Source organism: Maricaulis sp. (genome assembly GCF_048268525.1).
GTDB lineage: Bacteria > Pseudomonadota > Alphaproteobacteria > Caulobacterales > Maricaulaceae > Maricaulis.
The window spans coordinates 140,195-163,352 of record NZ_JBLWVH010000003.1 but is presented as its reverse complement, the minus strand read 5'-3'; the positions used below and the strand labels follow the sequence as shown (position 1 = coordinate 163,352).

At 63.9% G+C, this 23,158-nt stretch carries 18 protein-coding genes; 10 read left to right on the top strand and 8 right to left on the bottom strand.

Annotation, left to right across the window (positions count from 1 at the left end; all coding sequences use genetic code 11):
• Positions 1-195: 195 nt before the first annotated feature.
• Complete coding sequence (locus ACN0X9_RS03070) at positions 196-1,809, top strand: phosphoenolpyruvate carboxykinase (RefSeq protein WP_417486165.1); 1,614 nt, start codon at positions 196-198, stop codon at positions 1,807-1,809.
• A gap of 882 nt (positions 1,810-2,691) precedes the next feature.
• Here the strand turns inward: ACN0X9_RS03070 and ACN0X9_RS03065 are convergent.
• The gene (locus ACN0X9_RS03065) at positions 2,692-3,147 is read right to left on the bottom strand and encodes a YcgN family cysteine cluster protein (protein ID WP_417486164.1); all 456 of its coding nucleotides are present in this window, start codon (positions 3,145-3,147) and stop codon (positions 2,692-2,694) included.
• 96 nt (positions 3,148-3,243) lie between these two features.
• Between ACN0X9_RS03065 and ACN0X9_RS03060 the strand changes: the two genes are divergently transcribed.
• The gene (locus ACN0X9_RS03060) at positions 3,244-5,184 is read left to right on the top strand and encodes a transglycosylase domain-containing protein (protein ID WP_417486163.1); all 1,941 of its coding nucleotides are present in this window, start codon (positions 3,244-3,246) and stop codon (positions 5,182-5,184) included.
• Here ACN0X9_RS03060 and ACN0X9_RS03055 read toward each other — a convergent pair.
• On the bottom strand, positions 5,118-5,954 hold the full coding sequence (locus ACN0X9_RS03055) for an ion transporter (RefSeq protein WP_417486162.1): 837 nt from the start codon (positions 5,952-5,954) through the stop codon (positions 5,118-5,120). The two genes, ACN0X9_RS03060 and ACN0X9_RS03055, sit on opposite strands and share 67 nt — an antisense overlap.
• Before the next feature lie 202 nt (positions 5,955-6,156).
• On the opposite strand from ACN0X9_RS03055, the gene ACN0X9_RS03050 reads away from it, so the two are divergent.
• The 3 genes from ACN0X9_RS03050 to ACN0X9_RS03040 all read left to right on the top strand — a co-directional run bounded on the left by ACN0X9_RS03050 (position 6,157) and on the right by ACN0X9_RS03040 (position 9,721).
• The gene (locus ACN0X9_RS03050) at positions 6,157-8,127 is read left to right on the top strand and encodes a putative bifunctional diguanylate cyclase/phosphodiesterase (RefSeq protein ID WP_417486161.1); all 1,971 of its coding nucleotides are present in this window, start codon (positions 6,157-6,159) and stop codon (positions 8,125-8,127) included.
• Positions 8,124-8,537, top strand: coding sequence for a PAN domain-containing protein (locus tag ACN0X9_RS03045; RefSeq protein ID WP_417486160.1), 414 nt, complete (start codon positions 8,124-8,126; stop codon positions 8,535-8,537). The genes ACN0X9_RS03050 and ACN0X9_RS03045 overlap by 4 nt, the downstream gene beginning before the upstream one ends.
• 101 nt (positions 8,538-8,638) lie before the next feature.
• Positions 8,639-9,721: a DUF2336 domain-containing protein gene (locus ACN0X9_RS03040; protein ID WP_417486159.1), complete on the top strand. Its 1,083-nt coding sequence runs from the start codon at positions 8,639-8,641 to the stop codon at positions 9,719-9,721.
• A gap of 3 nt (positions 9,722-9,724) precedes the next feature.
• Here ACN0X9_RS03040 and ACN0X9_RS03035 read toward each other — a convergent pair whose 3' ends face one another.
• Both ACN0X9_RS03035 and ACN0X9_RS03030 read right to left on the bottom strand, forming a co-directional pair.
• Positions 9,725-10,120 carry a type II toxin-antitoxin system death-on-curing family toxin gene (locus ACN0X9_RS03035; RefSeq protein WP_417486158.1) on the bottom strand — a complete coding sequence of 132 codons (396 nt, stop codon included), beginning with the start codon at positions 10,118-10,120 and terminating at the stop codon, positions 9,725-9,727.
• Complete coding sequence (locus ACN0X9_RS03030) at positions 10,117-10,323, bottom strand: AbrB/MazE/SpoVT family DNA-binding domain-containing protein (protein WP_417486157.1); 207 nt, start codon at positions 10,321-10,323, stop codon at positions 10,117-10,119. Before ACN0X9_RS03030 ends, ACN0X9_RS03035 begins: the two co-directional genes overlap by 4 nt.
• 139 nt (positions 10,324-10,462) lie before the next feature.
• Here ACN0X9_RS03030 and ACN0X9_RS03025 point away from each other — a divergent pair, with 139 nt between their 5' ends.
• Positions 10,463-10,936 (top strand): hypothetical protein, encoded by a 474-nt coding sequence (locus ACN0X9_RS03025; RefSeq protein WP_417486156.1) that lies wholly within the window; start codon positions 10,463-10,465, stop codon positions 10,934-10,936.
• A 150-nt stretch (positions 10,937-11,086) separates the two neighbouring features.
• Here ACN0X9_RS03025 and ACN0X9_RS03020 read toward each other — a convergent pair whose 3' ends face one another.
• The 4 genes from ACN0X9_RS03020 to ACN0X9_RS03005 form a co-directional block, all read right to left on the bottom strand.
• Complete coding sequence (locus tag ACN0X9_RS03020) at positions 11,087-12,280, bottom strand: mechanosensitive ion channel family protein (RefSeq protein ID WP_417486155.1); 1,194 nt, start codon at positions 12,278-12,280, stop codon at positions 11,087-11,089.
• Positions 12,277-13,905 carry a peptide chain release factor 3 gene (locus tag ACN0X9_RS03015; protein WP_417486154.1) on the bottom strand — a complete coding sequence of 543 codons (1,629 nt, stop codon included), beginning with the start codon at positions 13,903-13,905 and terminating at the stop codon, positions 12,277-12,279. Before ACN0X9_RS03015 ends, ACN0X9_RS03020 begins: the two co-directional genes overlap by 4 nt.
• A gap of 64 nt (positions 13,906-13,969) precedes the next feature.
• On the bottom strand, positions 13,970-14,359 hold the full coding sequence (locus ACN0X9_RS03010) for a hypothetical protein (protein ID WP_417486153.1): 390 nt from the start codon (positions 14,357-14,359) through the stop codon (positions 13,970-13,972).
• Between the two features lie 65 nt (positions 14,360-14,424).
• Positions 14,425-14,763: a DUF1491 family protein gene (locus ACN0X9_RS03005; protein WP_417486152.1), complete on the bottom strand. Its 339-nt coding sequence runs from the start codon at positions 14,761-14,763 to the stop codon at positions 14,425-14,427.
• A 57-nt stretch (positions 14,764-14,820) separates the two neighbouring features.
• On the opposite strand from ACN0X9_RS03005, the gene ACN0X9_RS03000 reads away from it, so the two are divergent.
• The 4 genes from ACN0X9_RS03000 to ACN0X9_RS02985 all read left to right on the top strand — a co-directional run bounded on the left by ACN0X9_RS03000 (position 14,821) and on the right by ACN0X9_RS02985 (position 23,103).
• Positions 14,821-16,518, top strand: a complete 1,698-nt coding sequence (locus ACN0X9_RS03000) for a hypothetical protein (protein WP_417486151.1) — start codon at positions 14,821-14,823, stop codon at positions 16,516-16,518.
• Positions 16,519-16,620: 102 nt separating this feature from the next.
• Positions 16,621-17,517: a hypothetical protein gene (locus ACN0X9_RS02995; protein WP_417486150.1), complete on the top strand. Its 897-nt coding sequence runs from the start codon at positions 16,621-16,623 to the stop codon at positions 17,515-17,517.
• 309 nt (positions 17,518-17,826) lie between these two features.
• The gene (locus ACN0X9_RS02990; RefSeq protein ID WP_417486149.1) at positions 17,827-19,422 is read left to right on the top strand and encodes an ABC-F family ATP-binding cassette domain-containing protein; all 1,596 of its coding nucleotides are present in this window, start codon (positions 17,827-17,829) and stop codon (positions 19,420-19,422) included.
• A 591-nt stretch (positions 19,423-20,013) separates the two neighbouring features.
• The gene (locus ACN0X9_RS02985; protein WP_417486148.1) at positions 20,014-23,103 is read left to right on the top strand and encodes a TonB-dependent receptor domain-containing protein; all 3,090 of its coding nucleotides are present in this window, start codon (positions 20,014-20,016) and stop codon (positions 23,101-23,103) included.
• Positions 23,104-23,158: the final 55 nt, after the last annotated feature.

Sequence of the window (23,158 nt, the reverse complement as noted above, 5' to 3'; positions counted from 1 at the left end):
TTTTGGCTTTTCCGGACCCGGTCGATCTGGTACCGGCCCCATACCATGAGTGTTTGGCGGGACTGGCAAGCCACTTGCGTCCGCCAACGTAAAAGGTCCGGCCCTGCCCCGAAACGAGGCTATCGCCGGGCAGACAGGTGTCCAGCCTGACGACGCGCCACAAGCGTTGCGGGTGCACTGGGGGTAAGGAAAAACATGTCCAAGTCAGAACGTCTTGATGGCGGCCTCGAGGCCCTGGGTATCCAGGCCGGCACGGTCAATCTCAACTGGAACGAGCCGCGGCTCTACCAGGAAGCGGTTCAGCGCGGCGAAGCCGAAGTCGCCGAAGGTGGCGCCCTCGTCGTCAAGACCGGCGCCCATACGGGCCGCTCGGCCAAGGACAAGTTCACGGTCCGCGACAGCGAAACCGAAGACCAGGTGTGGTGGGACAATAATGCCGCCATCTCGCCGGAGCATTTCGACGCGCTTTGGACCGACTTCCAGGCCCACATGTCCGGCAAGGAACTCTTCGTCCAGCAATTGTTCGGTGGCGCAGACCTCGATCACCGCCTGCCGGTGCGGGTCGTCAACGAGCTGGCCTGGCACTCGCTCTTCATCCGCCATCTCCTGCGCGTTCCGGCTGCTGACGAGTATGCGGACTTTGCCGCCGAGTTCACCATCATCAACCTGCCCAGCTTCAAGGCCGACCCGGCCCGCCATGGCTGCCGCTCCGAGACCGTGATCGGTGTCGATTTTGCGCGCCGCATGGTGTTGATCGGCGGCACCTCCTATGCCGGCGAGACCAAGAAATCGGTCTTCACCATCCTCAACTACCTGCTGCCCGCCAAGGGCGTCATGCCGATGCATTGTTCGGTCAATTCGGACAAGGACGGCGAAGACGCAACGATCTTCTTCGGCCTGTCCGGAACCGGAAAGACCACCCTCTCCGCCGATGCCAGCCGCACGCTGGTCGGCGATGACGAGCATGGCTGGTCGCCCAACGGATTGTTCAATTTCGAGGGCGGTTGCTACGCCAAGATGATCCGCCTGTCGGCCGAGGCCGAGCCGGAAATCCACGCCACCACCAAGATGTGGGGCACGGTGCTGGAAAACGTGGTCATGGATCCACAGACCCGCGTCCTTGATCTCGATGATGACAGCCTGGCCGAAAACAGCCGCGGCGCCTATCCGCTGTCGGCCATCCCGAACGCGTCGGAATCCGGTCGTTGCGGCCATCCGAAGAACGTCATCATGCTGACCTGCGACGCTTTCGGCATCATGCCGCCGATCGCCAAGCTGACCCCGGCCCAGGCGATGTATCACTTCCTGTCCGGCTACACCGCCAAGGTCGCCGGCACCGAAAAGGGTGTCACCGAGCCGTCGGCGACTTTCTCGACCTGTTTTGGTGCCCCCTTCATGCCGCGTCACCCGGCCGAATACGGCGCCCTGCTGCGCGAGCTGATCGCCGAGCATCAGGTCGATTGCTGGCTGGTCAATACCGGCTGGACCGGCGGCGCCTACGGCACCGGCAACCGCATGCCGATCAAGGCCACCCGCGCCCTGCTCAACGCCGCCATGGACGGCTCGCTCAACAGCGCAGCCTTCCGCGAAGACCCGAATTTCGGCTTCATGGTGCCGATCGCGGTGGATGGCGTCGATGCCAGCATCCTCGATCCGCGCTCGACCTGGGCCGACAAGGCGGCCTATGACGCCCGCGCCGCCAAGCTAGTTGCCATGTTCAACGACAACTTCAAGACCTTCGAGGACCATGTAGCGCCGTATGTGCGTGCGGCCGCTCCGAAAGTGCGCGAGCTGACTGCGGCTGAGTAAGGTTCGGCGTCCATAGCAGCAGAACAAAGCCCCGGCCGGTTGGTCGGGGCTTTTTTTCTCGTCTGGTCGAATAAAAGCGCACGCGCACACTGCACCATAAATCCCTTGCCGAGAGAAAGCCGTATCCGGTTCTTGAGCTCAAGGGTGAAACCGCGAAGCGGCGGCTGCGCCGCCCTTGACCTCAAGAACCGGATTCGGCCGGCTGGCTGACAAGTGGTTTAGGAGTCAGAATGGCTTGAAGGGCGTTCAACCCAACCAGACACCCATGGCAATTCGGAGCGGTAAATGAAGTTGTTCAGCAAAGACGACGAAGCTTACCTGGCTTGGCTCGCGGAAAACCCGGCTGGCTATGTGATCAATGTCAGGGCCGTTCACGACACCAATTACGTCGTCCTGCACGCCGCTCATTGCCCCCACATTTCGCGGACGTTGAACCCGGCCGGCGCCTTTACCAGTCGCAGTTATCGCAAAATATGCGTGTCTGAATCCGATGATTTGGCAGCCGCTGCGAGAAAGCTTGGCAGACCGGACGGCTCTTTTTCCAAACGCTGCCAAACCTGTACGCCCGCCGCTTGAGCACCCCTTCCACCGTCATCCCGGGTGGACGACCGGCGCAGGCCGGGCGCAAGCCCGGGACCCAGCTGGTGGCGGGCACATGGGTCCCCGCCATGCGTCCGGCCTGCGCCGGACATCCTGCGGGGATGACAAATGCGGGCGGGGCGTTGCTGTCAGGCTGATGTGACCCGCTCACACATTTTTCCCGGAAGCGCGGCAGCGCTATCCGGGACCAACGGGACACTCATCGCCTGCAAACGAGGTCGGTCGGTCCCGGGTCTTCGCCCGGGAAAAATGAAAAACCGGATCAGTCAGACCGACCCAACCTCAATCCTCACCCGGCCACTCAGTAATCCGCGCTTCCCAGTCGACGCTGTCGGGGTCGGCGAACTGGGTTTCCGACCATACCCGGCCGACCACGGACATGCCGGCCTTGCGGGTTGATTGCGGATCACCGGTTTTCAGCGGGTGCCAGTCATAAAGGTCCCGGCCTTCGGCGATCAGGCGGTAGGCGCAGGTTTGCGGGATCCATTTGAGGGTCGGGACGTTTTCCGGGGTCAGGACCACGCAGTCGGGCACATGGGTGTGACGGTTGGCATAGTGGCGGCAGCCGCCCTTGTTGCAGTCGTAGAGCTTGCAGGCGACATCGGTGTCGAGGTTGAGGCCCGTATCCTCGTCCTCCAGCTTGATCAGACAGCATTTGCCGCAATGGTCGCACAGCGACTCCCATTCGGATTTGCTCATCTCGCCGAGAGATTTCATCTTCCAGAAAGGCAATGACATGAAAAACGCCTGAATTTGGCCTCGATTGACAGGCCTTAGACTGAGCCCGAGAGGGGTGGCTATAGCATGTATCAGGAGCCGTTTCGCGCGGATCACATGATGGAACGCGACCGACGCACACGTCGTACGCGCCTGATCCTGGGCGGCGTGCTGGGCTCGCTTGTCCTGCTGGGCACGGTGCTGGGCGTGACTGGCTGGCACTGGGCGTTTCACGACCTGCCTGTCGCGCCGACCTCGGCTTCCGAATTGTGGGCGACCCGGCGCGAACCCTCGGTGACGCTGCAGGACCGCGACGGTCATGTGCTGGCGGTGCGGGGTCCCTTATATGCCCGCGCGGTGGCGCTGGACGCCCTGCCCGAGCATGTGCCGCAAGCCTTTCTGGCGATCGAGGACCAGCGCTTTTACGAGCATGACGGGGTCGATCTGCGCGGCGTGTTCCGGGCCTTGTGGGTCAATTTCCAGGCCGGACGCTCGGTCCAGGGCGGTTCGACCATCACCATGCAGCTGGTCAAGAACCTGATCCTGACGCCGGATCGGCATCTGCGCCGCAAGATCCAGGAAATGCGCCTGGCGCGGCAGCTGGAAGACCATCTGACCAAGACCGAAATTCTCGAGCTTTATCTCAACCGCATCTATCTGGGCGCCCGCGCCTTTGGCGTTGAAGCGGCGGCACAGCGCTATTTCGACAAGCCGGCGACCGAGCTGACCCTGGCCGAAGCCGCCTTGCTGGCGGCCTTGCCCAAGGCGCCCAGCCGGCTTGACCCGACCGTCAATCTCGCCGCGGCCCAGGCCCGCGCCGCGACCGTGCTCGACGCCATGCTGGAGGCCGGTTTCATCGACCAGGCAGCCCATGACGCCGCCATCGCCGAACCGGCCGCACCGGTCGCCGATACCTCTGACCCCAATGCCACGGCGATGTGGGGGCATGCCTTTGACTATGCCCTCGCCCAGGCCGCCGATCTGGTCGCCGCTGACGTGCCTGACCTGGTCATCCGCACCACGCTGGACCCGACCCTGTCGCGGGCAGCGCATGACATCATCGAGGATGTACTGGCGCAGGAAGGCGAGGCACAGAATGCCGGCGAGGCGGCGGGCATGCTGCTGGCTCCGGACGGGGCTATACGGGCTTTCGCCGGAGGCCGCGACTATGCCACCAGCCAGTTCAACCGCGCCATCCAGGCCCAGCGCCAGCCCGGCTCGGCCTTCAAGCCCTTCGTCTTCGCCGCAGCGCTGGAGGCGGGCTATGATCCGTCCTCGGCCGTATGGGACGAGCCGATCGATCTGGAAGGCTGGACGCCGCAGAATTTCTCCGGCGGGTTTCGCGGTCTGGTGACCCTGCAAGAAGCGCTGAAGCGCTCGATCAACACGGTCGCGGCCCAGGTCGCAGACCAGGTTGGCATTGCCCGCGTGGTCGAGGTCGGTCGCCGTTTCGGCATCCGCTCGCCCTTGCCCGAACTGCCCGCCATCGCGCTCGGCGCCGCGGAAGTGAATCTGCTCGAACTGACCTCGGCCTATGCCGTGTTCGGCAATGACGGGGCGCGGCGGGAGCCCTATTTCGTCACCTCGATCACCAATTCACGCGGCGACATCCTGTTCGAACATGTCGACACGCCGGCCCAGCGGGCCACCACCGCGGCAACCGCCCGCTCGATGTCGACCATGTTGCAGGATGTGGTGCTGAGCGGAACAGGTCGTCGGGCCGCCCTGCCGGGCCGCGCCGCGGCTGGAAAGACCGGTACCAGCCAGTCCTTCCGCGATGCCTGGTTCGTTGGCTATACGGCCGATTTCACCGCCGGGGTCTGGGTCGGCAATGATGATGACACACCGATGGATGATGTCACCGGCGGCGGCCTGCCAGCGATCATCTGGCAACGTTTCATGACCCGGGTCCATCAGGACCTGCCGGCGCGACCGCTATCGGCTCCGGCGCCGCGCACACGCTCGGAACGGGAAGAAAGACTGGCCGCCTTCTATTCCGACCTGTCGGCGTCCTTCTCGGCGATACTGGCCGACGGATCCTCGCCCACCGAGCGCTGAACCAGGGCCGTCAGCTCGGCGAGCTGGACCCGCATGCCGGCGATTTCGGCGTGCAGGACATCGCGGTCGGCATCGGCTTCCAGGTCACGCGCTTCCTCATCGTCGAAATGCTTGGCCTGCAGGCTGTCGACGATGATGGCGATGAACAGGTTGAGCACCGCGAAACTGGTCAGGACGATGAAAACGAGGAAGAAAATCCAGGCCCAGGGGTGAAATTCCATGACCGGGATGGCGACATCGGTGGCCCAGCCCTCCAGCGTCATCACCTGGAACAGGGCAAAGGCGCTTTCCCCCAGCGAACCGAAACGTTCCGGATTGGTCTCCGAGAAAAACTTCGTCGCCATGACGGCCGAGACGTAGAACATCAGCCCCAGCACGGCCATCACCGCGCCCATGCCCGGAATGGCGCGCAGCAAGGCTTCGACCACCTTGCGCAGGTCCGGCATGACCGAGAACAGGCGGAAGGCGCGGACAATGCGCAGCGCCCGCAGGACCGAGAATCCGCCCGCCGCCGGGAGGATCGAAATGATGATCACCGCGAGGTCGAACCAGTTCCAGCCATTCATGAAGAAGCGGTGCCGGTAAACGATCAGGCGCAACGCGATCTCGACCACGAAAATGATGACGATGGTGCGGTCCAGGAGCGGCATCCAGGTCGTGAACCAGGCCCCCTCATACGGGTAGGTCTCGAGCCCCAGCGTGATCGCGTTGAGCACGATCAGCGTCATGATGAAATTGCGGAACCCCGCGCTTTCCACAAAAGCCTTCATATCATCCCCCAAAGCCGCAGACGCGCCGCTCGACCTGTTGGCACGCAGGCCTGCTCCTAGCCCTGTCTCCGTTGTAATTCAATCATCTGGTGGCAGATCGCATTTGAAGAAAATCGCCGATAGTTCGAATTTTACCGGACTGCTTATCCACGATTTAAGGCCCGCTCGCTAGACAACGCGGAGGCAAACACCAGGAAGCCCCATGCGGACCCACCGCCCCGACACGACAGACGCTGACCGCCAGGCAAAGGGTGATGCCCCACTCGTCGACGAAGTGGTGATCGCCTATCAGCCCATCCTGCATGGTGCGACGATCGCGATCCTGTTGTTTATTCTCTACGATCTCGTAACCCGCCTCCTCTTCCCCAACCCGGTTTATGACGGCCCGATGCTGGTGATGAATGTCGTCGGACTGGTGGCGGTCGGCCTGGCTTTTCTGGCCTTGCGCCAGAACCTTGGCAGTCGACATCTGGAAATGGTCGGCGGCGTCATTGGCTTCGTTCTCTTCCTCAACTCCAACCTTCAGCAATTGTTGTCGTTCGAGCAGGAAAACCTTGTCTATTCCGTCTTGATGATGCCCATCTTTGCGACCCTGCTACCCCGCCGTCGCTCAATCGTCATTGCGGTCGTGATCTGCTGCGCGACCTTGGCCTATCTGGTCCATACCAATCTGCCGCACATGGTCGGAAATTACCTGTCGGTCGGCCTGGCCGGCGTGATGTCGGCGGTGGCCATCGGCGTGATCATCCGCAATGCGGTGCTCAACGCGGTCAAGGCCCGCCTGAACGCGGTGCGGGATCGCGAAATCGCCGAGCAGCTGGAGCGTGAAGCGCGGCACCTTGCCGAATGCGACGCGCTGACCGGCCTGCCGAACCGGCGCAGCTTCTTCCTCAAGCTCAACCACTATCTCGACCGCCTGCGCAGCCATGGAGAGCCATTTTTCCTCGCGCTTGTGGATCTTGACGGTTTCAAACCCGTCAACGACACCTATGGCCACGCCACCGGTGATGACATGCTCAAGGCCGTGGCTGAACGCCTGCGCGGGGTTTCCTGTGAGGCCGCAATGTCAGCCCGGCTGGGCGGAGACGAATTTGCCCTGCTGGCCCCGGCCGCGTGCGCCGATAGTGAAAACGCATTGCGCCTGGGCCATTGCATCGAATCCGAACTGTCCCGCCCGTACCAGCTGGGCGAATACACCTGCAAGGGGTCGGGGTCGGTCGGCATGCTGATCTGCAATGACCCGAGCCTCAGCTCGCAGGAATTGATGGAGCGGGCCGACCACGCCCTCTATTTTGCCAAGCGCGCCCTGCAGGGCAAGGCGGTGCTGTTCAATGCGGCCCTGGAAGCCGAAATGTCCGCCTCCAGCCAGTTGGACAAGGCGCTGCGCCGGGCCGACCACGAGGCCGAGTTCCGGGTCAAGTTCCAGCCGCAATTCGACCTCGTCAAAGGCAGGATCACCGGCTTTGAAGCCCTCGCCCGCTGGGACTCTCCCGAACTGGGCAGCGTCTCGCCGGATGTCTTCATTCCGGCCGCCGAACGGGCCGGCCTGATCCGCACGCTGACCCAGGTCCTGTTGACCAAGGCCTTGCGTGAAATGGCGACCTGGCCGGAGGACGTAACCCTGTCCTTCAACCTGTCAGCCCACGACCTCATGTCACCCCAGGCGATGGACAGTGTGCTGGAAACCGTAAAGGCCAGCGGACTGCCCGCCAGCCGGATCGAGTTCGAGATCACCGAAACCGCCATGATGAGCGATTTCAACCAGGCCCGGATGGCCATCGACCGCATCTCGGCCGCGGGACATTCCATCGCCCTGGACGATTTCGGAGTCGGATACTCGTCCCTGCAATACCTGCAGCAATTGCCCGTCTCCAAACTCAAGATCGATCGCTCTTTCGTCAGCCAGATGCTCGAAAACAGCTCTTCCTTCAAGATCGTGCGGACCATGCTGGCCCTGTCGCAATCGCTGGATCTGGGCTGTGTCATCGAGGGCGTCGAGACCGAGGCCCAGGTCCATATCCTGCGCACGCTGGGCGCCCGTCACATCCAGGGCTATCTGGTCGGCGCGCCCATGGATGCCGGCGCGGTCAAACCCGCCATCGAAACACCGATGACCCTGTGCAAGCCGTCCGCTGCAACCAGTCCGCCGGGCCAGCTGCGGGCACGGGCATGACCAGGCGCGGCATGACCGGGCGCAGCCTGACCGCGGCGCTGGTCCTGGCCGGCTTCGCCCTGACCGGTCTCGCCGCCACACCGGCGCTCGCCGATGACATTCTGGAAGGCCATGCCCGACGCGGTTCGGTCTATCAGACCCTCGCCATCGACAACCTGACCCCGCGCGCCTGTGCGGCCATTTGTGACGCCGACGGGAGCTGCCAGTCCTGGGTCTGGACACGGGCCGAACTGACCGGATCCGGGCCTGCCTGCAGCCTGTTGTCGGCGGCCCCGACCCCCTACCGGGCACCGGGCCGCGTCACCGGCCTGTCGCAGGCGATCGCGAACCGGATCAAGGCCGCCGCCGAACGGCCGCCCAGCGAGCGCGAAATCCCGGCCCTGCGCGCGACACTGGACGGGCCTCGCTGACCACACATTTCGCCACACGCGAACAATTTGAAGCAACCGCCGCACGATTTTTTTACCCGCCCCCCGCACACTGTTCCCAAGTCCCCGTTTGGAGTCCGATCATGGCGGTCATCAGCAAGCTCAACACCCTCGTCGATCTGGCACGCGAGAAATCGAGTGACCGTCGGCGGACCTTGCTGCGCGAAGTGACCGATCTTTTCTTCGAGGAAACACCCGAGCGTGACAGTGCCGTGTCCGGCCGCTTCGACGAAGTCCTCTCGGCCCTGGCCGAACAGACAGCCGTCGATGCGCGCGAGGAATTGTCGCAACGCTTTGCCGGCACACCGCTGGCACCGCGCGGCCTGGTGTTGAAGCTGGCCCAGGACGCGATCGAGGTCGCCGGACCGATGCTGTCGCAATCCTCGGTCCTGTCGGAAGAGGACCTGCTGTCGATCGCTGAAAAGGGCGGCCAGGACCACCTCAAGGCGATGTCAAAGCGTGACGCCGTGTCCGAACGCCTGTCCGACACCATCGTTCGCCGCGGTGATGACGACACTGTCGCCACCCTGATCTCCAATGATGGCGCCCAGCTGTCGCGCGAGACCTATGAGACTGTATCGGAGCGCGCCGAAAGTTCGGAGGCCCTGCAAGGGCCACTGGTCAAGCGCCAGGACACGCCCAACGACATTCTTGCCGACATGATGCTGACCGTCCGCAATCATCTGCGTGACCAGATCATGGAGCGCTTTGACAGTGTCGACCCGGCCATCATCGACCAGGCCATGGCCGTCTCCAAAGCCCGCCTCGCTGCGCGCATGCAACAGGACAAGGCGATCGAGGACGCGCAGAAATTCGTGCGCTCGATGGCCATGCGCAAGAAGCTCGACGGCGCCCTGCTGGCCCGCCTCCTGCGCGAGGGCGAACATGTCAAATGCCATGTTGCCTTCGCCGAGATGACCGGCGTCGACTTCATCGCCGCCAAGCGTGCCCTCGAGCAGGACAGCATCGACCCGCTGGCCCTGATCTGCAAATCCGCCAATTTCGACAAGGCCCTCTTCGTCACCCTTGCCGTGCTGCGTCACAAGAATTCCGAAGACGCCTTCCGCGACGCCCGCGAACTCGGCCAGCTCTACGACAAGGTCACCGCCGACGACGCCGCCCGGGCGATGCGCTTCTGGCGCATGCGCCGGGACATGGCGGCTTAGGACTTATCTGTCCGAGACCGGCTGCGTTCGCGACCGCAGCCAGTCAGCATAATCTGCTTCGGAACACTCGCCCGCGGCCAGCGCCAGGGTATGACGCACAACTTCGACTTCCGACGCCACCAGCCGGTGGCCATTGATATTCAGAAAAATGAAGGCGGCCAGAAAAGCCGTGCGCTTGTTGCCATCCACAAAGAGATGCGCGGACGCGATGCCATGCGCATATTTGGCGGCCAGCGCATGCAGATCCCCCAATCCATAATCATGGGCTTGGGATGGGCGAACCAGCGAACTGTCCAGACGCTCGGCATCTCTCAGACCCGCCGCACCGCCATGCTCGGCAATCTGCATGTCGTGAACGGCCCTGACAACGGCTGGAGACAACCATTTCGGGGCGGTCACCTGGCCAGTTCACGCAAGGCATTGCGATAGGCCGCCATGCCTTCCTCTGCGGCTTCCAGCTGTTCCGAAAAGGCGGGATCATACGGGGTCAGCCGCATGGACCCGTCCGGCGCTTCGGTCACATGGAGCACATCACCCGCCCCCAGCTTGTATCGATCCAGCAGGGCCCGCGGCAGGACAACGCCTTGGGAATTACCGATCATACGAATTTTCAAACTTGTCACAGCCTCACCATATGTAGCCACATGCGTTATAACACATCCAGCCAAGGGCCGGAACGCGCAAAATCCCGGCCCGGTGCGAACGCTTTCCTGTCCGACGCGGTCATGCCAGTCTTCAGGCATGCCCAAGGCCTTCGACCCTGCGATTGCCAGCCATGCCATCACCCAGCTTGACACCTGGCTCGGCGGGACCGGCGTGCGACTGGAGATCGTCCCGTCCGACTTTGCCGTGCTTCACAGCGATGCAGTCGGCATCCTCGTCCACAGTGAGACCTTGCCATCGCTCCGGGTGACAGTGTTCGACGAGTATGGCGATCTGGGCACGCATGATGCGCGCCTGGCGCTGGTGATGATCGGGCGCGGGTTTGGTGAGCTTGAGGATGGGGGTGATGCAGCGAGCTGGGCCCGCGCCGAAGGACTCGATCCCGATGACCTGGCCTGCCAGATCCTGCATCAGCAATTGAGCGCCGCCCGGTCGAGCTTCCTGGAGGCCTGGGGCGACATACCGGACGTGGTGACGGATATGGATTGGCAACTCAATGCCGGGACAGCGCAGGCCTTGCGGCGAGAAGCGGGGCTTTTGCCGGGCGAGTAGCCGCCCCAACACCTTGTCATCCCGGATGGACGCCCCGCGAAGGCGGGGCGCAAGTCCGGGACCTAGCTGGTGGCGACCACACAGGTCCCTGCCTTGCGTCCGGCCTGCGCCGGACATTCAGCGGGGATGACAATCCGCCAATACACCGCCTCAGCCCTTGCCCGCCTCACCGGCCAACACAGCCTTGCCTGCATCATCACCCGGCGGCGAAAACACCTCGGCGCCGCTTTCCACATAGACACTGGTCGAGGGGAAGGCGAATTCGGTGCCGGCGGCTTCGACGGTTTCCTTGATGAAGAAGGCGAGCTCCTCCTTCAGGCGCAGCCATTCGCCCCAGTTTGTGGTCTTGGTGAAACAATACAGCATGAAGTCGATCGAGGACGGACCGAAACTGTCGACCCGCATGAAGGTGGAGACTTCCGGCGCCTGGGCGTATTCCGGATGGGACTGGACATAGCCCAGCACCTTGTCGCGGATCTCGCGCAGCTGGTCGGCGGTCGCGTCATAGCGCACGCCGATGATCCAGTAGGTACGGCGATGGGTCATGCGGGTGAAGTTGGTGACCGCATTGTCAGACAGTTTCGAGTTGGGAACGTAGACCGGCCCCTTGTCGAAACGGCGGATCACGGTGGAGCGGAAATTGATCTCCTCGACCGTGCCCTCGACCACCCCGTCCACCTTGACCCAGTCGCCCGGCAGGAAGCGCTTCTCGGCGAGGATGAGAATGCCGGCGATCAAATTCTTGAACAGGTCCTGGGCGCCCAGGCCGATGGCGACACCGAACAGGCCGAGACCGGCGACGATGCCGGCGACGGGGATGTCCCAGACCTGCAGGACGGCGGCCCCGCCAACAACGATGAAGACAATGCGCAAGGCCTTGGTCAGCCAGCTGATCATGACCGGGCTGAGCGCATTGCGCAGGCCTGTGAGCACGCGTGAAAGCGGGCCGACCGCATTGTGGAGGGCCCAGAACAGGGCGATCACCACCAGTGATTGGACGAATTGCGTGCCACGCACGGCTCCCTCATCACCGATATGCAGGATGTTGACGGCGAAGAAGAGGGCGATGATGACCGGAACGAGCTTCATCGGCCCGGCCAGCGCCTCGACGGCCGCATCATCGAATTCATTTTCGGTCTTGGCTGCCATGCGCTCGAGCGCGGCGATCAACCAGCGGGCAATCATGCCCCGGGCAACAATTCCGATCAGCACGATCAACAGCGCCAGCAACCCCTGGCCGACGCTGACACCGAGAAAGGATGTCTCCCAGACATCGACAACAATCGACCAGAACTCAACGGCTTCGGCCGGCAGGTTGTCGCCAATCGTCTCGGTAATCGTCATGCCGAACGCTCCTTGGCACGATGGAAGGTGAGATCCGGGAATTTCTCTTCCGAATAGGAGACTTCCCAGGCCGATTTGGCGAGGAAGACCGCATCGCCATTGATGTCCTCGGCCATCGCCGATTTGTGGCGATCGGCGAAGGCCTCGATCTTGGCGCGGTCGCCGCTGAGCCAGCGGGCGGTGTCGTAGGGCGCCGGTTCGAAATCAACCTCGAGCCCGTATTCGGCCGCCACGCGCTCGCGCATCACGTCGATCTGCAGTGCCCCGACGGCGCCGACAATGAAGTCGCCGCCCAGGGTCGGACGGAAGAGCTGGGTGACACCCTCCTCGGCCAGGCTTTCCAGCGCCTTTTTCAGGTGCTTGGCCTTGAGCGGATCGGCCAGCCGCGCCCGGCGCAGGATTTCCGGGGCGAAATTGGGAATGCCGGAAAAGCGCAGCTTGCCGGTCTCCGACAGGCTGTCCCCGACCCGCAAGGTTCCGTGGTTGGGCACGCCCATCACATCGCCGGCAAAGGCTTCGTCGGCGATCTCGCGATCCTGGGCGAAAAAGAGGATGGGCGAAGACACGGTCAGCTGTTTGCCGGCCTCGGTCTTCAGCTTCATGCCGCGTTTGAACACGCCGGAACACAGACGCACGAAGGCGACCCGGTCACGGTGATTGGGGTCCATATTGGCTTGCACCTTGAACACGAAGCCGGCGACTTCCTTGCCGCCCGGCTCCAGCTCCACCGCCTGGCCATTCCTGACCGCCGGCATGGCCGCCGGGCCGGGAATGATGTCGGCCAGACCGTCGAGCAGTTCGCGCACACCAAAGCCACGCAGGGCCGAGCCGAAGAAGACCGGCGTCATGTGACCTTCCAGGAAGCTCTGCTGCTTGAAGGTCGGGCAAAGTTCGGAGGCGACTTCAGCGCCCTCTTCAAGTTCCGCGACCTCCTCTTCAGAGAGATGCTCGCGGATCTCCTCTCCATCCAGCGCCCAGCGCGGGCTGGCAGCGGTATCGTCGCGATCATCGCCGGGCTTTTGATAGCCGACCATGGCCTTCGTCTTGAGATCGAGCACGCCCTTGAAACGGTTACCGGAACCGGACGGCCACTGCATCGGCACGGTGTCCAGGGCCAGCTTGTCCTGGATGTCTTCCAGGAGGTCGACCGGGTCCAGCGCTTCGCGGTCCATCTTGTTGATGAAGGTGACAATCGGAATGTCGCGCAGGCGGCAGACCTCGACCAGTTTCAGGGTCCGCGGCTCCACACCCTTGGCGGCATCGAGCACCATGATGGCGCTGTCGGCCGCAGTCAGCGTTCGATAGGTGTCCTCGGAAAAGTCTTCGTGGCCGGGCGTGTCGAGCAGGTTGAACAGCAAGGCCCGGTGCTCGAACGTCATCACCGAGGCGGAGACCGAAATCCCGCGCTCCTGCTCGATCTTCATCCAGTCCGACTGGGTGCGGCGGTTTTCGCCGCGCGCCCGCACCTGACCGGCCAGCCGGATCGCGCCCGCAGACAGCAGCAGCGTCTCGGTCAGCGTCGTTTTACCGGCATCCGGGTGGGAGATGATCGCGAAAGAACGGCGGCGCGCCCATTCCGGAGCGTGAGAAGTCAGGGCCGGAGCGTCTGAAGTCGGGGTCGTCATGATGGGCTCACAGGTGATGCAAGCCGACCGGTTACCCTGTTACCGCCCCGCTAGGCAAGCCACCTCACGCGGCGAGCCAGACCTGGTCATTGATCTGGTTGGGTGTGAGATGCCCGTCCTTCTGGTCGCGCCACAAGGATGCCAGGGTGGTGATGGTCACATTGGCATAGCGCAGACCGACATCGGCGGCGCTCTCCGCTTCGGCCGGCCGCAAGGCCAGCAGGGCATTCGCGCCGGGCGCGACGACGCTGATCAGGGCCATGATGTATTGCACCTGGTCCGGACGGGTGTGCGCGATATCGGGATTGGCGAACACTGCTTCGCGCACCAGGCCATTGAGCTGGGCTGCGTTCAGGGATTCGATCTGGGCCGGTGACAGCGGTAGCTGGTCGGACTGCAAGATGGACTTCAGGTCACCCAGGTCGAACACGACATCGTTGAACAGAAACAACATGACGATCTCGGAGCTAGTTGAGCGGAATGTGTCCGCGATATTAGCGCCGCCCTGTTAAGGATTGGCTACTTTTGATCCGGCAATTCGACCGGTTCGGTCAGAAAATGACGACCCTGGCGGTCCTCGATCTCGATCAGCCAGAGATCCGTGTCCTGGTCGGCCCGCTTGCGGCACCACGCATCCAGGCTGGGTTCATCTGTTTCCGGTCGCCGGATCCAGACCCGTTCCCCGAGATCGTCCCGCGCCGGGACATACAGGTGTGCCAGAGACCGGTCGATCACCACCTTGACGAGCACCGACCCCGCATCTTCGTCTCCATGGCGAATCACATAAATCGCCGCCAACCCCAATTCAGCCCTGCGAATCAAGGCGTCTACCCAAAATTTTGTCTTCAGCACATTCATTTCGATTGCTGGCAGCCCAATTGCTTAATAGTTTGTAAACGGGTGAGGGAGCGTTTCATGTTTGTACGAGTATTGTCGACTGCGGTTGCCGCTATGGCCATCGTTGCGTCGGGTGCATTTGCGGCCTGGGGACAGCCTGCATCATCCGACACGCCGCAAGCTGCTGGCACTCAGGTGCAAGCGAGTGATGCGATTCCCGTCAATACGGAAGAACGCAGCCTGGCCGATCTCGACGGCGGCGGCGATGCCTTCATTCTCTCGACCTCGCGTCAGCGCACCGAAATCCGCTTCTCCCTGCCGCCGCATGTCGATACGTCCGAAGCGTGGTTGCGCCTGGCGGCCCGTCCGGCCAGCGATGGCACGGCCGGTCTGATCCATGTCTCGGTCAATGGCGGCGAGGCGATCACCATCCGCCCGCAGGCGCGTCCGATCGAAGCCCGTTTCGCTCTCTTCTCCGCCGATTTCCGTCCCGGCCAGAACACGCTCGAGATCGCCTATTCCACCGACACCCCGGCCTCTGGCTGGATTGTCGATGCCCGCCGCTCGCAATTGCGCCTGACGCTGGAGCCGGTTGCACCGGTCGCAACGCTGGAAGCACTGGAAGCGGCCCTGGCCGCAGACTTCGCCGCTCCGCGCCGCATCGCCCTGATCACCGATATCAGCCGTGAGCGGGTGACGCTGGAAGCCCTGGTCGCCCAGGGTCTGGCCCTGCGCGCCGGCCAGGTGCCGCTGTTCCCCAGCCTTGCCGACGAGGCCGACCTCATTGTCCGCATCGCCGACAATGACCGTCTGGCCGCTGAAGACCGCGCCGCCCTGCGTTCGGGTGACCGCTCCGCCGGTCCGGAAATCGCCTATCGCCATGACGGCGTACCGCACCTGGTGATCACCGGCCGCAATCTCGACGAAGCGACCGCCGCCGCGCGCCTGATGGCTGCCCGCTCCTTCGTCGGCTATGACCGCAGCTTCATCGCTGCCGACGCGATGACCGCGACCCGTCTCGGCACCCGCCAGATCCGTGATGCCCGCAGCGTCCACACCGAAGCCGATCTGCGCACCTTCGCCGATAGCGGCCTGCCCTTCAGCGCCGACCAGGGCTCACGCACGGCCGTCCAGTTCTCGACCCGCTTGGACGCCGACCGCCATGGCGCCCTGTCAGTGCTCGCCCGTGCCGCCCTGATCAGCGGTGAAGCCTGGCTCTATGCCTGGTACGGCGATGCCGACGAGACCGCACCGGCCAATCACAACCTGCTGGTCATCGGACCGGCCTCGACCCAGATCGCCGCGATCGACCGCAATGCGCCGCCGGAGCTGCGCGCCGCCCTGCGCGCCGCCGAACGCTCGCGCGGCCAGCGTGGCCTGATGCGTCTTGCCGCCGCCGCCTATGCTGACGCCGGAGACGCCGCCGTCGGTACGGAAGTCGGCATCGGTGTCGCCTCACTGTTCCGCGACCAGGGCAATGACGGCCGCTGGATCGCGACGCTGACCGCGCCGGACCAGGCCTCCTTCGAGGCCGCAGGTCGCTCGCTGGCCCGCTCCAACCTGTGGACCGCGCTGGAAGGCCGGGCCGCCGTGTGGAGCGCCCGCGGTGTCACCGCGCTGGACTATGCCATCGTCGCTCCGACGCTGAGTGAGCAGGTGCAGGAATTCGCCGTCGACCATACCCGCGACGCCGCCTTCGTGCTGTTCGGCGCCGCCATCCTGCTGCTGATGCGCGGCTTCTTCGGTCGCCGCAAGCGGGTCCGGATCGAGGACTGAGGGATCAATCTTAGCGGTTGAATTCGCTAAGCATTAACCACCCTTCTTCACGCGGCATCAAACCCGCCCTGCTAGACAGGACCCATGCAAGCGGGATCTGTCATGCACGCCTTCGTCAAAACCCTCTGCCTCGGCCTGGGGCTGGCCAGCGCAACTGCGCCGGCCCTCGCCGACGACGCGGCCGCCGCCATTTTCGGTGAGCGCCAGCTGGCCATGGCCGTCGATACCCGCTGCGGCCTGTTCACCCACAACCAGCGTACCGCCCTTGATGCAGCCCGCCTGCAGGCGCGTGGCCTGTTGCTGCGCGAAGGCGTCTCCCTGCATGCGCTCGAAGACTATACCCGCGACCTGCAACGCCAGGCCGCCGGCATTGCCTGCAATGACCCGGCCGTCGGCGATCTGCAGCACCGGGTCGTCGAAGCCTTTGTTGGCTGGGTCCGCATTCCGGCGATGGATTTTCCCGGCGCCCACTTCACCTGGACCTCCAGCCGCGGCGTCATGCCGGACATGCCGGTCTGGTCGATCGTGCAGGACCAGGGCAATCTGAAGATCGGTGTCTCCACCCGGGACGGCCAACGCCAGCTCAGCCTGGCCCTGCCCGGCAGCGAGCGCGCCACCTCGGCCATTCTCGTCCTGCGTGACATGGACCGCCAGCCAACCCTTTACGACGCCACGATGGGCGGCAGCTATACAGGGCCGACCGACGCTCCCTGGGCCCGCTGGACCCCGCCCCGCTTTGCCCAGACCCGGATCTGGGCCAGTGGCCGCGACACGGGCCGCACCGCCGCCACCCTGGCCGGCGAAGACGGCGCCACCCTGTTCGACTTCCCGATCTCCGCCGCCGACGCGATGGCGGCACGAGACCCGCGAGAAACCGCCCGCATCGAGCTGATGGACCGCCACGGCAACATCGTCGCCAGCCACTATATCGAGATCGGCGACTTCGGGGCCGCGCTGGCGTTTTTGCGCGGTGCCGACCGGGGTGATGTGCGCAGTTAGGGGTTAGGTTCTCCCCCTTTGTCATCCCTGATGGACGCCCCGCAAAGGCGGGGCGAAAGTCAGGGACCTAGCTGATTGCGACCACATAGGTCCCTGCCCTGCGTCCGGCCTGCGCCGGGCATCCGGCAGGGATGACAAGCTCCCGTGTCACCCTCCCCACCGCAGCCAGCACTGGCCGGATCGCCCTTCACCCGCTATGACCCCGGCCAAGAGCGCGGGCGTGATGTCCGGCGGGTGATCGGGCGGCGTTGATGCGTGGCTCAGGACACCCCAGTTTCCGGCCACTTCAACGCCCATTGGACCTTACTGATGCTGACGATTTCCAATCTCGACTATCGCATTGGCGAGCGGTCCCTGTTCGAGAATGCCTCGGCGCAGATCTTTTCCGGCTGGAAGGTGGGGCTGGTGGGCCGCAACGGAACCGGCAAGTCGACCCTGTTGAAGCTGATCCGCGAAGAGATCGAGCATCCCTCCTCGGACGCTTCGATCCGCCTCAATCGCGGTGCCCGCATGGGCTGGGTGGCGCAGGAGGTCGAACCGTCCGACGAGACCATCCTGGACGTCGTGCTGGCCACCGATGCCGAACGCCATGCGCTGATGCAGGAATCCGAGACCGCCACCGATCCGGACCGCATCTCCGAGATTTTCATGCGGCTGGCCGATATCGATGCCTGGTCAGCTGAATCGCGGGCGGCGGAAGTGCTGATGGGTCTGGGTTTCACCGATGCCGACCTGTCCCGTCCAACGCGCGAGTTCTCGGGCGGCTGGCGGATGCGCGCCGCGATTGCCGGCGTGCTGTTTTCGCAGCCCGACCTGCTGCTGCTCGACGAACCGACCAACTATCTCGACCTCGAGGGCGCCGCCTGGCTCGAGACCTATCTGAAGAAATATCCCCACACCGTCCTCATCGTCTCGCACGACCGGGAAATGCTGAACCGCTGCGTCACCCACACGCTGGCACTCGAGCACAAGCAATTGTCGATCTCACCAGGCGGCTATGACGCCTGGCTGAAACTGCGTGCCGCCAAGACGGCGCTTTTGGAAAGCCAGCGTGCCAAGCAGGAGGCCGACCGCGCCCACCTGCAATCCTTCGTCGACCGGTTCGGTGCCAAGGCCTCCAAGGCCAGCCAGGCCCAGTCGCGGGTCAAGCGGCTGCAGAAAATGCAGGAAATCGCCATCCCGATCGCCGAACGCACGACGCCGTTTTCCTTCCCCACCTCGACCGACAAGCTGGCCGCCCCGCTCCTGCAATTGCGCGGCGCCTCGGTCGGCTATGGCAAGGATGCGGAGATCCTGAAGGGCGTCGAACTGCGGCTCGATCCCGATGATCGCATCGCCATTGTCGGCGCCAATGGCCAGGGCAAGACAACGCTGGTCAAATCCATCGCCCGCCGCCTGCCGCTGATGTCGGGCGAGCGCACGGCGGCGCGCTCGCTGCGGATCGGCTATTTCTCGCAGGACCAGATGGACGAGCTGCACACCGGCGAGACCGTGCTCGACCATATCCGCGACGCCTTGCCCGAGGGGGCCCTGCCCTCACGCTGCCGCGCCGTGGCGGCCGGGATGGGCTTTCCGCACGAGAAGGTCGAGACCAATATCGAGAAACTGTCCGGCGGCGAGAAAGTGCGCTTGCTGCTCGGCCTGATGGCGCTGGAAAAGCCGCACATCCTGATCCTCGACGAGCCGACCTCGCACCTCGATATCGACAGCCGCGAAGCCCTGATCTACGCCCTCAACGAATACAGCGGCGCCGTCGTCCTGATCACCCACGACGTCTATCTCGCCGAAGGCACCGCCGACCAGCTGTGGCTGGTCAAGGACGGCCGGGCCACGCGCTATGACGGCGACCTGAACGACTACCGCAAGCTGATCCTGCAGGCCGACAAGGCGAAAGCAAAGGCCTGAGGGGCGACACCGAGGTCCTTCCCCTTGATGGGGAAGGTGGATCAGCGCGAAGCGCTGAGACGGAAGGGGTGAAACGGGTCAGCGTTCTTGCACTGACCTACCATCACCCACTCAGTCTGGCTGGCGCCCTCGCCTCGTTCGTCGTGGTTTTTGCGCTTTTCATCGGCCAATCCTTCGCTGAACGCACAAAATCGAAGCCCGCCTCATCCGGGTGGCGAGGCCCGGCCGCATGAGGGCATCTTCACCGTGTTCTTTCGGTGTCGATCGGTCGTATCCCTCCGAGTAAGCGCCACGGGACTTTGACGCGGTACCCTGTGTCAAACGGACTTCGATGCGGCGGTGATCAGACACCGCCGCATCTTTTTTGTGCCGACACCACCGGTGACCGGACACCGCCAGACGCTTCACCCCGATTTCAATGTCATTCATCGTATTCCGGCTGCCCACCGCCCCTGGATGCGGCCCACCGCATACGACTCCCCATCCGGACCCACACCGCTCCTTATCGACGTTCGGTGCGCATTTGCGCGCCGCGTGAGGCGTGCGGCTGGCCGCATGCGAGGGAAAACCCAAGCCGGGGAGAAAATCGGCATGACACATCAAGTACTCAGATCAATCCGGAGCGGACTGGGACGATCCGCCCTGCTCGGCGCCACGATGCTGGCGGGGCTCAGCGCCCTGTCGGCACCGGCGCTGGCCCAGGAGGAAGCGGCAGAGCGCAATGACGACATCATCGTCATCACCGGCTCGCGCATCGCCCGCCAGGACTATGTCGCGGACAGCCCGCTGGTCTCGGTGACCGGCGACCAGCTTGTCGCCAATGCCGACATCACGCTGGACACCTATCTCAACACCCTGCCGCAGGTGAACCCGGCCGGGACCACCACCTCCAACAATCCGGGCAATGGCGGACAGGCGAACGTCAACCTGCGTGGTTTTGGTGCCAACCGGAACATCGTCCTGATCGACGGTCGGCGCGCGATGCCGTCCAGCGCCGGCCTGACGGTCGACCTCAACACCATCCCGGCGGCCCTGATCGAACGGGTTGAAGTGGCCACCGGCGGCGCCGGCGCTGTCTATGGTGCCGATGCCGTGGCCGGTGCGGTCAATGTCATCCTCCAGGATGATTTCGAAGGCGTCGACCTGCGCGCCACTTACGAGAATTCGACCGAATACTGGGATGCCCAGGAATACGGCGTATCGCTGGTCATTGGCGGCAATATCGACAATGACCGCGGCAATGCCGTGCTGGCTTTCGACCGGTCGGTCCGCGAGGGCATGATCAAGAGCCAGCGTCCGTTCGCGGAACAGGCCACGTCCACCACCAGCTTCTTCCCGGCAGGCTCCTTGCTGTTCGGCACCAATGGCCCGACCGAAGCGGCCGTGGATGCGGTCTTCGCCGGCTATGGCGTCGCGGCTGATGCGGTGAGCGCCGGCAACCGGTTCGGCTTCAACCTCGACGGCACGCTGTTCTCGGCGGGTATTTTCAACCACCCGTCAGATGTCGAGAACTTCCGCTATGACATCGACGGCAACGTCAACCAGCCCATCTTCCCGGATGCCTATTCCTACAATTTCGACTTCGTGAACCTGCTCACCCTGCCGATGGAACGCGACAGCTTCATGGCCCGCGCCAATTACGAGCTGGACAATGGGGTGAACGTGTTCGGGAACGTATCCTGGACCCAGTATTCGTCCGCATCGGCGCTGGCACCGACGCCGATACCGACCGTCAGTATACGCGCACCCGGCGAGAACAGCCCGATCCAGGCGGTTTCCGCCCTGGTCGAGCCGGGTCGGACTGTCTCCTTCCAGCTGATCATTCCGGTCACCAACCCCTTCATCCCGACCGACCTGGCGAGCATCCTGGCCAGCCGGACGGGTGACGATCTGAACCTCGTCGGATCGGGCGCGACCGAGCCCTTCCTGATGCGTCAGCGGACCCTGTCGGCGGGACTTCGCCAGTCGAACTTCTCCAATACGGTGACCAGCTACACCTTTGGTGCCGATGGCCCCATCGGTAACAGCGACTGGACCTGGAATGCCTATATCTCGCGTGGCGACACCGAGATCCAGCAGAACCAGGAAGGCAATATCGACTCCGATCGCCTGCAGATCCTGCTGGAAGCGGCGGACGGTGGCGACAGCATCTGTGCCGGCGGCTTCAACCCGTTCGGCCGTCAGCCCCTGTCAGCGGAATGCGTGGCCTACCTGGAGGTCTCGACCAATGCGGTCACCGACTTCTCGCAGACCGTCGGCCAGATCTACGTGGCCGGTGATGCTTTCGACATGCCGGCCGGCCCGGTCTCGATGGTGCTCGGCGCCGAGTATCGCGGCTTCGAGTTCGACTTCGATCCCGGTTCGGGTGGCGGGCCGATCTCCGGTTTCAACGCCGCCAACCCGAATTCGGGTACCAACAGCTTCGAGGATCTGTTCGGCGAAATGCTGATCCCGCTGGCCGGCGATGACGCCCCCTTCGGTCCGATCGATCTGAGCCTGGGCTATCGGGTCTCGCGCAGCGAGTTCACCGACGGCATCACCGGTGCCAGCGGCGGGTCGAATGATCCGGCCTACAAGGCGGAACTGAGCTGGGAACCGCTCGACCATGCCCGGATCCGGGCCTCCTACCAGCACTCCGTGCGGGCACCGAATTTCGGTGAGCTGTTCGGTGGTGGCGGTGGTGCGCCCCAGTATTTCGATCCGTGCTCGATCACCGGTGTCCAGCGCAGCGGACCGGATGCGGCCCAGATGGAAGCCCTGTGTGCGGCGACCGGCGTGGCCTCGCCCAACGCCTATGTCCAGACACCGGGCACACAGGCGTCTGTGACCACGACCGGCAATACCGATCTCAATCCGGAATCGGCCGACACCTTCACCATTGGTGCGGTGTTCCAGTCGCCGGTCTCGAACCGCTGGCTCGACCGTTTTCAGGGGTCGGTGGACTACTGGCGCATCGACATCTCCTCGCCGATCCTGGCGCCGGGGGTGAACCAGCTGATTGCCGATTGCTACAACTATTACGGCACCAACCCGACCTATGATGTGAACCGCGATTCCTGCGCCGGCATCGTCCGCTTCGGCGGTGACATCCTGGGCATCAATGATGTCAACGATCCGAACGGGCTCTATCCGGGCGTGAACGGTGGTTCGCAGCAGGCCTCGGGTATCGACATCGCCTTTGGCTGGGGCTTCGATCCGGAATGGCTGGGCGCTCCGTCCTGGGCCGGCACGGTGACCACCAGTGTGAACCTGACCCATCTGCTGGAGTGGAAACAGCAGGATCTCGATATCCTGCCGGACCTGGACTATGCCGGCACCACATCCTTCTTCGGCGCCGGTCTGGGCACCTCCTTCCCGGAATGGAAGGCGGTCTGGAACACGCGCTGGTCGGTGTCTGACTTCGACTTCGACGTGCGGGGCCAGTACATCGCCTCGATGGACAACCGGGCCAGTGTGATCTTCCCGGTCGAGACCAGCTTCACCGGTACCGACGCTGTCTGGTACTGGGATGCGGCCGCGACCTGGAACATGACCGAGAACGCTTCGGTCCGGTTCGGGGTCAACAACCTGTTCGACGAGCAGCCGCCGGAATACGCACCGAACGTGCAGTCCGGTACCGACCCGTCGCTCTATGACGTTGTCGGCCGCCGTGTGTTCGGCCAGATCGCCCTGCGCTACTAGGGCAGGCGTCACAACAAGAAGGGCGGCGAACCTTGAGGGTTCGCCCCCCTTTTTT

What these genes read in the sequence shown, in the direction of transcription:
- ACN0X9_RS03065 (WP_417486164.1), bottom strand. Translation starts at nt 3,147, where the DNA reads ATGTCATTGCCTTTCTGGAAGATGAAATCTCTCGGCGAGATGAGCAAA.
- ACN0X9_RS03010 (WP_417486153.1), bottom strand. Translation starts at nt 14,359, where the DNA reads ATGTTGTTTCTGTTCAACGATGTCGTGTTCGACCTGGGTGACCTGAAG.
- ACN0X9_RS02990 (WP_417486149.1), top strand. Translation starts at nt 17,827, where the DNA reads ATGCTGACGATTTCCAATCTCGACTATCGCATTGGCGAGCGGTCCCTG.
- ACN0X9_RS03005 (WP_417486152.1), bottom strand. Translation starts at nt 14,763, where the DNA reads ATGAATGTGCTGAAGACAAAATTTTGGGTAGACGCCTTGATTCGCAGG.
- ACN0X9_RS03070 (WP_417486165.1), top strand. Translation starts at nt 196, where the DNA reads ATGTCCAAGTCAGAACGTCTTGATGGCGGCCTCGAGGCCCTGGGTATC.
- ACN0X9_RS03060 (WP_417486163.1), top strand. Translation starts at nt 3,244, where the DNA reads ATGATGGAACGCGACCGACGCACACGTCGTACGCGCCTGATCCTGGGC.
- ACN0X9_RS02985 (WP_417486148.1), top strand. Translation starts at nt 20,014, where the DNA reads ATGACACATCAAGTACTCAGATCAATCCGGAGCGGACTGGGACGATCC.
- ACN0X9_RS03045 (WP_417486160.1), top strand. Translation starts at nt 8,124, where the DNA reads ATGACCAGGCGCGGCATGACCGGGCGCAGCCTGACCGCGGCGCTGGTC.
- ACN0X9_RS03015 (WP_417486154.1), bottom strand. Translation starts at nt 13,905, where the DNA reads ATGACGACCCCGACTTCAGACGCTCCGGCCCTGACTTCTCACGCTCCG.
- ACN0X9_RS03050 (WP_417486161.1), top strand. Translation starts at nt 6,157, where the DNA reads ATGCGGACCCACCGCCCCGACACGACAGACGCTGACCGCCAGGCAAAG.
- ACN0X9_RS02995 (WP_417486150.1), top strand. Translation starts at nt 16,621, where the DNA reads ATGCACGCCTTCGTCAAAACCCTCTGCCTCGGCCTGGGGCTGGCCAGC.
- ACN0X9_RS03020 (WP_417486155.1), bottom strand. Translation starts at nt 12,280, where the DNA reads ATGACGATTACCGAGACGATTGGCGACAACCTGCCGGCCGAAGCCGTT.
- ACN0X9_RS03030 (WP_417486157.1), bottom strand. Translation starts at nt 10,323, where the DNA reads ATGATCGGTAATTCCCAAGGCGTTGTCCTGCCGCGGGCCCTGCTGGAT.
- ACN0X9_RS03025 (WP_417486156.1), top strand. Translation starts at nt 10,463, where the DNA reads ATGCCCAAGGCCTTCGACCCTGCGATTGCCAGCCATGCCATCACCCAG.
- ACN0X9_RS03000 (WP_417486151.1), top strand. Translation starts at nt 14,821, where the DNA reads ATGTTTGTACGAGTATTGTCGACTGCGGTTGCCGCTATGGCCATCGTT.
- ACN0X9_RS03040 (WP_417486159.1), top strand. Translation starts at nt 8,639, where the DNA reads ATGGCGGTCATCAGCAAGCTCAACACCCTCGTCGATCTGGCACGCGAG.
- ACN0X9_RS03055 (WP_417486162.1), bottom strand. Translation starts at nt 5,954, where the DNA reads ATGAAGGCTTTTGTGGAAAGCGCGGGGTTCCGCAATTTCATCATGACG.